Annotated in this window: 8 protein-coding genes; 4 read left to right on the top strand and 4 right to left on the bottom strand. The window is 71.3% G+C overall.

What is annotated here, in order from left to right:
* Nucleotides 1-230: 230 nt before the first annotated feature.
* A complete protein-coding gene (locus D7W81_RS37700) occupies nucleotides 231-1,064 on the top strand; it encodes a dienelactone hydrolase family protein (protein ID WP_120560207.1) in 834 nt (277 codons plus the stop codon).
* A gap of 28 nt (nucleotides 1,065-1,092) precedes the next feature.
* Here the strand turns inward: D7W81_RS37700 and D7W81_RS37705 are convergent, their stop codons facing one another.
* Nucleotides 1,093-1,713: a CAP domain-containing protein gene (locus D7W81_RS37705; RefSeq protein WP_120560208.1), complete on the bottom strand. Its 621-nt coding sequence runs from the start codon at nucleotides 1,711-1,713 to the stop codon at nucleotides 1,093-1,095.
* 114 nt (nucleotides 1,714-1,827) lie between these two features.
* Here D7W81_RS37705 and D7W81_RS37710 point away from each other — a divergent pair, with 114 nt between their 5' ends.
* From D7W81_RS37710 to D7W81_RS37720, 3 genes are all read left to right on the top strand, one after another.
* Nucleotides 1,828-2,040, top strand: a complete 213-nt coding sequence (locus D7W81_RS37710) for a hypothetical protein (RefSeq protein WP_120560209.1) — start codon at nucleotides 1,828-1,830, stop codon at nucleotides 2,038-2,040.
* Nucleotides 2,041-2,048: 8 nt separating this feature from the next.
* Complete coding sequence (locus D7W81_RS37715; protein ID WP_120560210.1) at nucleotides 2,049-2,726, top strand: tetratricopeptide repeat protein; 678 nt, start codon at nucleotides 2,049-2,051, stop codon at nucleotides 2,724-2,726.
* 99 nt (nucleotides 2,727-2,825) lie between these two features.
* Nucleotides 2,826-3,764: a WD40 repeat domain-containing protein gene (locus D7W81_RS37720; protein WP_244227707.1), complete on the top strand. Its 939-nt coding sequence runs from the start codon at nucleotides 2,826-2,828 to the stop codon at nucleotides 3,762-3,764.
* Here D7W81_RS37720 and D7W81_RS37725 read toward each other — a convergent pair.
* From D7W81_RS37725 to D7W81_RS37735, 3 genes are all read right to left on the bottom strand, one after another.
* Nucleotides 3,758-4,411 carry a CAP domain-containing protein gene (locus D7W81_RS37725; protein WP_244227708.1) on the bottom strand — a complete coding sequence of 218 codons (654 nt, stop codon included), beginning with the start codon at nucleotides 4,409-4,411 and terminating at the stop codon, nucleotides 3,758-3,760. The two genes, D7W81_RS37720 and D7W81_RS37725, sit on opposite strands and share 7 nt — an antisense overlap.
* A gap of 87 nt (nucleotides 4,412-4,498) precedes the next feature.
* The gene (locus D7W81_RS37730; RefSeq protein ID WP_120560213.1) at nucleotides 4,499-5,827 is read right to left on the bottom strand and encodes a DUF1552 domain-containing protein; all 1,329 of its coding nucleotides are present in this window, start codon (nucleotides 5,825-5,827) and stop codon (nucleotides 4,499-4,501) included.
* Nucleotides 5,824-7,461, bottom strand: coding sequence for a DUF1592 domain-containing protein (locus D7W81_RS37735; RefSeq protein ID WP_244227709.1), 1,638 nt, complete (start codon nucleotides 7,459-7,461; stop codon nucleotides 5,824-5,826). The genes D7W81_RS37730 and D7W81_RS37735 overlap by 4 nt, the downstream gene beginning before the upstream one ends.
* Between the last annotated feature and the right edge of the window lie 157 nt (nucleotides 7,462-7,618).

Below are 7,618 nucleotides of genomic sequence, written 5' to 3' on the forward strand. Positions count from 1 at the left end.
AAGCCGCCCCCGGCCAACAAGCCGCCCCCGGCGACGAAGTAACCACCGCCTCCCTTCCACGGGAGCCGTGAGAACGAGGGCCGACGTGAGGGACTTCCCCTCGCGCCGGCCCTCTTCGCGTTTCTTCTCCCGCTGGCGCTGATGTCCCCGCCGCGCTACGCCCGTCAGGGCACGCGAAGCGGGCCGGAAGCCCGGACCCGGAAAGGACACGGACGACGATGAGGCCGGACATGAAGAGGCTCACGTGGGTGCTGGCGGCGGCGCTGATGTTCACCGCCTGCGCGACGGGCAATCCAGCGGAGGTGGCTCGCACCCCGTCCGCCACGGGCGCCGTCTCCGAGGAGGACTTCAAGGCCATGCACACCCTGCGCTCGGACGCCGCCCCCGAGCGCAAGGGCCAGGAGGTGGAGCTGTCCGACGGCTCCAAGGCCTACCTGAGCCTGCCGCCGAACGCGAAGGGCCCCCTGCCCGCCATCATCGTCATCCACGAGTGGTGGGGCCTCAACGAGCACGTGCAGGCGTGGTCGGACCGGCTGGCGGCGGAGGGCTACGCGGCGCTCGCGGTGGACCTCTACCACGGCAAGGTGGGCAAGAATCCGGATGAGGCGCTCGCGCTGGTGAAGTCCGTGGACGGCGACCAGGCCACGAAGACGCTCCTGGCCGCGCACGCGTTCCTCAAGGGCGACCCGCGCATCCAGGCCCCGCGCACCGGCAGCATCGGCTGGTGCTTCGGTGGCGGCTGGTCGCTGCGCACCGCCATGGCCCTCCCGGAGCTGAGCGCGGCGGTCCTCTACTACGGCCACCCGGTGACGGACGCCCAGCAGCTGTCCACCATCAAGGCGCAGGTGCTGGGCATCTTCGGCACGAAGGACAAGTCCATCCCGCCGGAGACGGTGCAGGCCTTCGAGAAGGCGCTGGAAGAGGCCGGCGTGCGCAGCCGCATCGTGGAGTACGACGCGGACCACGCCTTCGCCAACCCCTCCGGCGGACGCTACGACGCGCGCGCCGCCGCGTCCGCCTGGGCGGAGACGTCCGCGTTCCTCGCGCGCACGCTCAAGCGCTGAAGGCACACGGAGCCGGGGCCAGCGGCCCTCAGTACGGACGCTGGCCCACGTAGTTGCCCGGGGGCGCGTAGTTGCAGACCCAGAAGTCCCAGGTGGGCGTGCCGAAGGGTGAATTGACGGTGCAGCGCTTCGTGGCGCAGCCCAGGCGGCGCGTGTTGCGCCACACCACCTGCGTGTAGTGGCCGCACTGCTTGCCGGACGCGCAGGCGTTCTTCGAATAGTCGTAGTCCGCCACCTCGCCCACCCAGCTCTTCACCACGGTCTTCGCGTTGAGGTAGTCCGGCGTGGCGGCGGCGATGTTCTCCCCCGCGTTGCCCCGGCCGTCGTTGTGTTCGTACTGGCAGTTGTCCGCCCACTTCTGGGCGACCTCCGCCACCGCGGGGTCCCACGTGAGCGGCTCCAGCGCGGGAGACGGCGTGGGCTTCGCGGCGGCGCGGGCCGCGTTGTGGGCCTCCAGCATGTCGCGGGCGAACTGCGTCAGCTCCACGCCGCCGCCATCGGTGCCGGTGCCGGTGCCACCGTCCTCCTGGATGCCCGCGTCCGCGGTCGTGTCGTCGTCCGGGTCCCCGTCAGGGATGCAGGCGAGCAGGAGGAACGGCGTGAGCAGACTGGCGGCGGACAGGGGGCGGAAGCGGGAAGGGCGTCGCATGGAAGGGATTATCCGCGCGTGGGTGGGTGTGCGGGCAAGCGGACAGCGGGGCAGCGAGGATGGGGAGGGGCAGGGGCCCCGTGGTAGGGTCGGGGTCCGGTCAGGAGACGCGACATGAGCCACGACGAATCCCGCGCGCGGAAGATCCAGACAGCCCTTGAAGGGAACGATGAGTTCAGCACCTTTTCCATCGACCCGGACCTCAAGAAACTGAAGATGAAGCTGGACCTCCAGTCCCAGGCGCAGCAGCAGCAGTCCGGCCGCCCGGAGACCGCGCCCAAGTCGGGCATGTTCATGCGGCTGTTCCACAAGATGTTCCGGGGTTGAGGGGCACGATGGCGAAGGAGTCCTACCGCGCGCAGTGGGATCGCTCGCGGGCGTATCTGGAGACGGGGGACCTGGGGCTCGCGCTCCAGGAGCTGCGGGACGCGCTGACGCTGGCGCCGGACGACGCGGTCCTCTGGGAGGAGATCTTCAACCTCTCGCTGCTCGGGGGCCTCACGCAGAACGCCCTGGCCGCCGCGCTGCGGCTGCGGAAGCTGGAGCCGGAGAACCCCAACTTCATCGGCCTGCACGCCATGGCCGCGCTGCTCGCCGGCAAGCTGACGGAGGCCCTGCCCCTCTTCGAGGAAGCGCTCCAGCGCGACCCCGAATCGGTGGAGGCCCGCCGGCAGCTCGCGCGGGCGCTGGACGTCGCGGGCCAGCGCGGCCGGGTGCGCACGCTCCTGGAAGAGGCCGTCGCGAAGGCGCCCACGGACACGGGCGCGCCCAACGACCTGGCGGTGCACTACCTGGAGCACGTGCCGCAGGAGGGCCCGGCGCTCGCCGCGAGCGTCCTCGGGCCGGTGCTGGAGGCGCACCCCCAGGACCCCACCACGCACTTCAACCTGGCCCTGGCGCTGCGCCTGGGTGAGCCGGCGAAGGCCCGTCACCACGCGGAGCAGGTCCTCCAGGGCGGTGACAAGGAGCTGCGCGCGAAGGCCCAGCAGCTGCTGAAGATGCTCTCCGCCTGAGAAGCCCACCGCTTCCGGGCGGGCCCGTCAGGACGCGCCGGGAGTACCCGTCCCCGGCGCATGGATTTCCAGAGACAGACCCTGAAGACCCCGTGCGCCGTGTCCTCCCTGTGCTGGAGCGGCGACGCGCTGGTGGACCCGGTGGGCGGCATGGTGCGCTACCACCTGGATGGCAGCACCGATGACCCGCACATCCGCTACGCCTACCGCTTCGACCGCGCGGTGATGTCCCCGGACGGCCGCTACAGCGTGCTGTACGAATCGCTGGGGACGGCGGGACTGCTGCTCGACGGCACGCGCGTGGTGCGGCAGCTCACGCGCGACTTCTACCAGGCGCACGTCTACGACTATCCCGTGGCCCTGCACACGCTGCCCAGCGGACGCACGCTGCTGGCGCACTGCCCGGAGTCGTACTGCGTGGTGGAGCTGGAGGACGCCGCCACGGGCGAGCGCCTCACGAAGCGCGACGATGCATCCGTGGACATCTTCCACTCGCGGCTCCAGTTCAGCCCGGACGGGCGCTACCTGGCGAGCGCGGGGTGGATCTGGCACCCGGTGGACGCGGCGTCGGTGTTCGACGTGCCCCGCGCGCTGGAGGAGCCCGCGTCGCTGGACAGCGCCGAGCTGATGGAGGGCGTGGAGGGCGGCATGTTCTTCACGTCCGTGGCCTTCGGGGCGCGGGACACGCTCGTCTTCGTCCGCGTGGACGAGTCCCGCGACGGCGACACCTTCTCCCTGGGCACGTACTCGCTCACGCAGAAGAAGGTCCTGTCGGAGGTGGAGCTGGAGGAGCCCGCGGGCCCGCTGATGGTCGTGGACGCGGAGCACGTGGTGGACTTCTTCGGCCACCCGAAGCTCGTGTCGCGCACCACCGGCCGCGTGGTTCAGCGCTGGGAGGACCTGGACACGGGGAAGGTGCTGGCCAGCATCCGCCACCACCTGCCGCCCCCGCCGCACTTCGCGCTGGACGCCGCGCACCGCCGCTTCGCCGTGGGCACGGCGAGCGGCATCGAGGTCATCACGCTCGCGGCTCAGTAGGGCTTCTCGCCCACCCAGTTGCCCGGCGGCGCGTAGTTGCACACCCAGAGCTGCCACGTCTTCACGTTCCCGCCGAAGGGCGAGTTCTTCGTGCACAGCTTCGTCGCGCAGCCCACCGCCTTCGTGGTGCGCCACACCACCTGCGTGTAGTGGCCGCACATCTTCCCGGCCTTGCACTTGCCGGAGGCGTAGTCGTAGTCGGCGGCTTCATCCGCCCAGCCCTTCACCACCTGCGCGGTGTCCCAGGTGTCCGGCGTCGCGGCGGCCAGGTTCTCACCGAAGGTGCCCCGGTCCGGGTTGTGCTCGAAGCGGCACTCCTTCACGTAGGACTCCGCCTTGCGCGCCGCCTCGTCGGACCAGGTGAGCGCGGGCAGCGCCGGCTTCGGCGTGGGACGCGAGGCCTTTGCCCGCGCCGCGTTGTGCGCGGCCACCATGTCGCGCTTCAGCTCCGCGGCGGACGGCACCGGCTTGCGGGTGCCCTCCGGAGGCGCGGGCGTGGCCGAGGGCGCCTTGCGCGCGGCGGCCCTGGCGGCGGCCTGCTTCGTGGACTCGGACACCGGACGTTGCGCGTTCGCGCTGGAACCACAGCCGAGCAACGGGGCCAGCAGCAACACCGCGAGCCCGCGACGGAACACAGGAAGTGCCATGCGCGGAATCATTCCGCACTGGCCGTTTCCGTGCAGAAGAACCGAACGGAGCAGGCGGCCCCCGGGGTGCCCGAGCGCCTTCCTGCCCTACCCGCCGAGGCCCGGCAGGGGCCCCGTGCCGTCATCCCCGAAGGTCGTCGCGGGCACGCCGAACATGTTGAGCAGGGCGATGTAGAGGTTCGCCAGCGGCTGGCCCTCGTAGCGGATGTGCCGGCCCGGAGCGATGGCGCCCCCCGCGCGGCCCGCGAGCAGGATGGGCAGGTTCTTGTGCTCGTGCATGTTGCCGTCGGCAATCTCACTGGAGAAGTACACGGCGCTGTGGTCCAGCAGCGTGCCGCCCTCCTCCTGCACGCCCTTCATGCGCTGGAGGAGGTACGAGAACTGCTCCACCTCCCACTTGTCGATTTTCACCAGCGCGTCGTAGTTGGCCTGGGCCCGCTGGTGGTGCGAGTACGCGTGGTGTTCGCCGGACAGCCCCAGGAACGAATGCACGCGCTGGCTGCGCGCGTTGCCCAGCATGAAGGTGCACGTGCGGGTCAGGTCGCACTGGAACGCGAGCACGATGAGGTCCAGCATCGCCTTCGTCTTCTCACGCACGTCCTCGCTGTCCGCGGGCGTCACGGCGGCGCCGCACGTGGGGCCCGCGCCGTCCATCGCGTTCACGCGCAGCTCCAGCTCGCGCACGCCGGTGAAGTACTCGTCCAGCTTGCGCTTGTCCGTGGTGCCCAGCTTCCCCTGGAGCGCCTTCGCGTCGTCGCGCACGGCGTCGATGATGCTCAGGCCGTACGCCTTCCGCTTCGCCAGCTCTTCCTGCGTGACGCCCGGGTCGAAGTCCGCGAAGAGCCGGTCGAACGCGGCGCGGGGTTTCGTCTCCTTGGGCACGGGCGAGGACGGCCCTGCCCACGCGATGTTGTTCGCGTACGGGCACGCGTAGCCGGAGTCACAGTTGCCGATGCCCCGGCCCTGGTCGATGCCCAGCTCCAGCGACGGGTAGCGCGTGTGCTTGCCCACCGCGTTCGCCAGCACCTGGTCCATGGAGATGCCAGTGCGGATGTTGGTGCCCTCCGTCTTGCGCGCCTTCACGCAGGAGAGGAACGCGGACGTCGCGGCGGCGTGGTGGCCGTCCCCGTCCGGCCTGCCGGGCAGGTTGTCCACGCCGCTCAGCACCAGCACGTCGCCCTTCACCGGCGCCAGCGACGCGAGCGTGGGCGTCAGGGACCAGTCCGCCCCTTCGCCTCCAGGGGTCCACTTGGGCATGTGGATGCCGCAGGGCGTGTAGAAGGCCACGAAGCGGCGCGGGGCCGGTGCGGCGGCGCGGGCCGTACTCGGGCGCATGACGTCCAGCAGGGGCAGCGCCATCAGCGCGCCCATGCCGCGCAGGAGCGTGCGGCGGGACAGGGCAGGGGTGCGGCTCATGGCTTGGGTTCCTCCGCCTCGCCCCGCCGCTGCAGGAACGCGTCGCTGCGGACGATGGCGAGGATGTAGTCGGTGAGGCGGCCGCCCCGGCCTTCCGCCTGCTGGGAGATGCCGCGCACGGTGCAGCGGTCCTCTTCTTCCGCGCCGCGCCCCAGCGCGTAGGTGAGCAGGTGGCGCGTCATGCACGCGGACAGGTCCGGGTCCTGCTTCACCACCGCGCGCAGCTCCACCACGCCCTGGAACGTCTTGCCGCCGGGCAGCTCCCCGCTGGAGTCCACCACCGCGCCGCCTTCCTCCTTCGTGCGCCAGCGGCCCACCGGGTCGAAGTTCTCCATGCCGAAGCCCAGCGGATCCATCAGCGTGTGACAGCCCGCGCAGCCCGGGTTCGCGCGGTGCTCCGCCATGCGCGCCTTGATGTTCAGCGTGGGGTCCACCGCCGGGGCCAGCCCCCCCGCGTCGGGCGGGGGCGGAGGCGGCGCCTTGCACAACAGCTGCTCCAGCACCCAGACGCCGCGCTTCACCGGCGACGTGCGGTCCGGGTTGGCGGTGACGGTGAGCAGCGCGCCCTTGCCGAAGAGCCCCGCCCGCTCCGGGTGGCCCGTCAGCTCCACGCGCGTCATGGCCTGCGTGCCCGGCTTGGGCAGCCCGTAGTGCGCCGCCAGCCGGTCGTTCACGTAGGTGAAGGGCGCGTCCAGCAGGTCCTTGAGGCGGTGGTCGCCGGTGACGAACTCATGGAAGACGAGCTGTATCTCCTGGCGCATGGCCTCGCGCAGCGGTTCGTCGAAGGCGTAGCGGGACACCGGCTGGGAGAAGTCGAGCGCGCGCGTGTAGAGCCACTGGCCCGCGAAGTTGTCCACCAGCGCGCGGGCCTTGGGGTCCGCCAGCATGCGCAGCACCTGCGCCTCCAGCACCTCCGGCTCGTGCAGGTGGCCACCCTCCGCGGCTTGCAGCAGCGCTTCATCCGGCATGCTGCTCCAGAGGAAGTAGGACAGGCGGCTCGCCAGCTCCAGGTCGCTCACGGCGTGCGGCACGGTGGACGTGGGGGCGGGGTCCAGCTCCACGCGGAAGAGGAAGTGCGGCGACACCAGCACCGAGCGCAGCGCCAGCTTCACGCCCACCTCCGGCGCGTCACCCTGCTGCCGGGCCAGCGCGACGAACGCGACCAGCCGCTCCACCTCTTCGGAGGTGACGGGCCGGCGCCAGGCCCGGCGCGCGAACGTCTTCAGCAGCTCGCGCGCGCACGCTTCCGGCCGGGCGGGGTCGAGCACGCAGGCGCCGAACGCCCCCCGTGCCCACGCGGCCTCCACCAGGGCCTCCGCCGCGTGCGAGTACTTCTCCATCAACAGCGGCGACATGCTCAGCACGTCCGCGTTGTTGTCGAAGCCGAAGCCGTGGTCATCCGGCGGGAAGTCGCTCGCGGGCGAGCCCGTGTCGCCCAGCAGGTCGCGCACGGTGTTGTTGTATTCAGCGCGGTTGAGGCGGTGCAGCGTGACGCGGCCCGGGTCGCGCGACGCCGAGCGGCACTGCGCGTCCTGCGGATCCACGGGCGCGTCCGGCCCCGGAAGCACGCGCGCCTTGGGAGGAGAGTTGTCGCAGCTCGCGGCCAGCACCGCCGCCGCGGCCACCAGGCCCACCCTCCGCCATCTCCGACCGCAGGCCGTCACCGCGTGCACGCCTCCTCCGGGCCGCGAAAGGGCCCCGGTGAGCGCGCTTCAAAGCAAGACCCTCACCAGCGCGGCATGACGGCTGTCTCTTATAAACATCTCCGAGCCCACGAGACATGCGCAGATA

This window comes from Corallococcus aberystwythensis (assembly GCF_003612165.1).
In the GTDB taxonomy this organism is placed as follows: domain Bacteria; phylum Myxococcota; class Myxococcia; order Myxococcales; family Myxococcaceae; genus Corallococcus; species Corallococcus aberystwythensis.

Excerpts from the sequence above, each read along its gene's own strand:
- D7W81_RS37725 (WP_244227708.1), bottom strand. The coding sequence starts at position 4,411 with ATGGCACTTCCTGTGTTCCGTCGCGGGCTCGCGGTGTTGCTGCTGGCC.
- D7W81_RS37700 (WP_120560207.1), top strand. The coding sequence starts at position 231 with ATGAAGAGGCTCACGTGGGTGCTGGCGGCGGCGCTGATGTTCACCGCC.
- D7W81_RS37730 (WP_120560213.1), bottom strand. The coding sequence starts at position 5,827 with ATGAGCCGCACCCCTGCCCTGTCCCGCCGCACGCTCCTGCGCGGCATG.
- D7W81_RS37710 (WP_120560209.1), top strand. The coding sequence starts at position 1,828 with ATGAGCCACGACGAATCCCGCGCGCGGAAGATCCAGACAGCCCTTGAA.
- D7W81_RS37705 (WP_120560208.1), bottom strand. The coding sequence starts at position 1,713 with ATGCGACGCCCTTCCCGCTTCCGCCCCCTGTCCGCCGCCAGTCTGCTC.
- D7W81_RS37715 (WP_120560210.1), top strand. The coding sequence starts at position 2,049 with ATGGCGAAGGAGTCCTACCGCGCGCAGTGGGATCGCTCGCGGGCGTAT.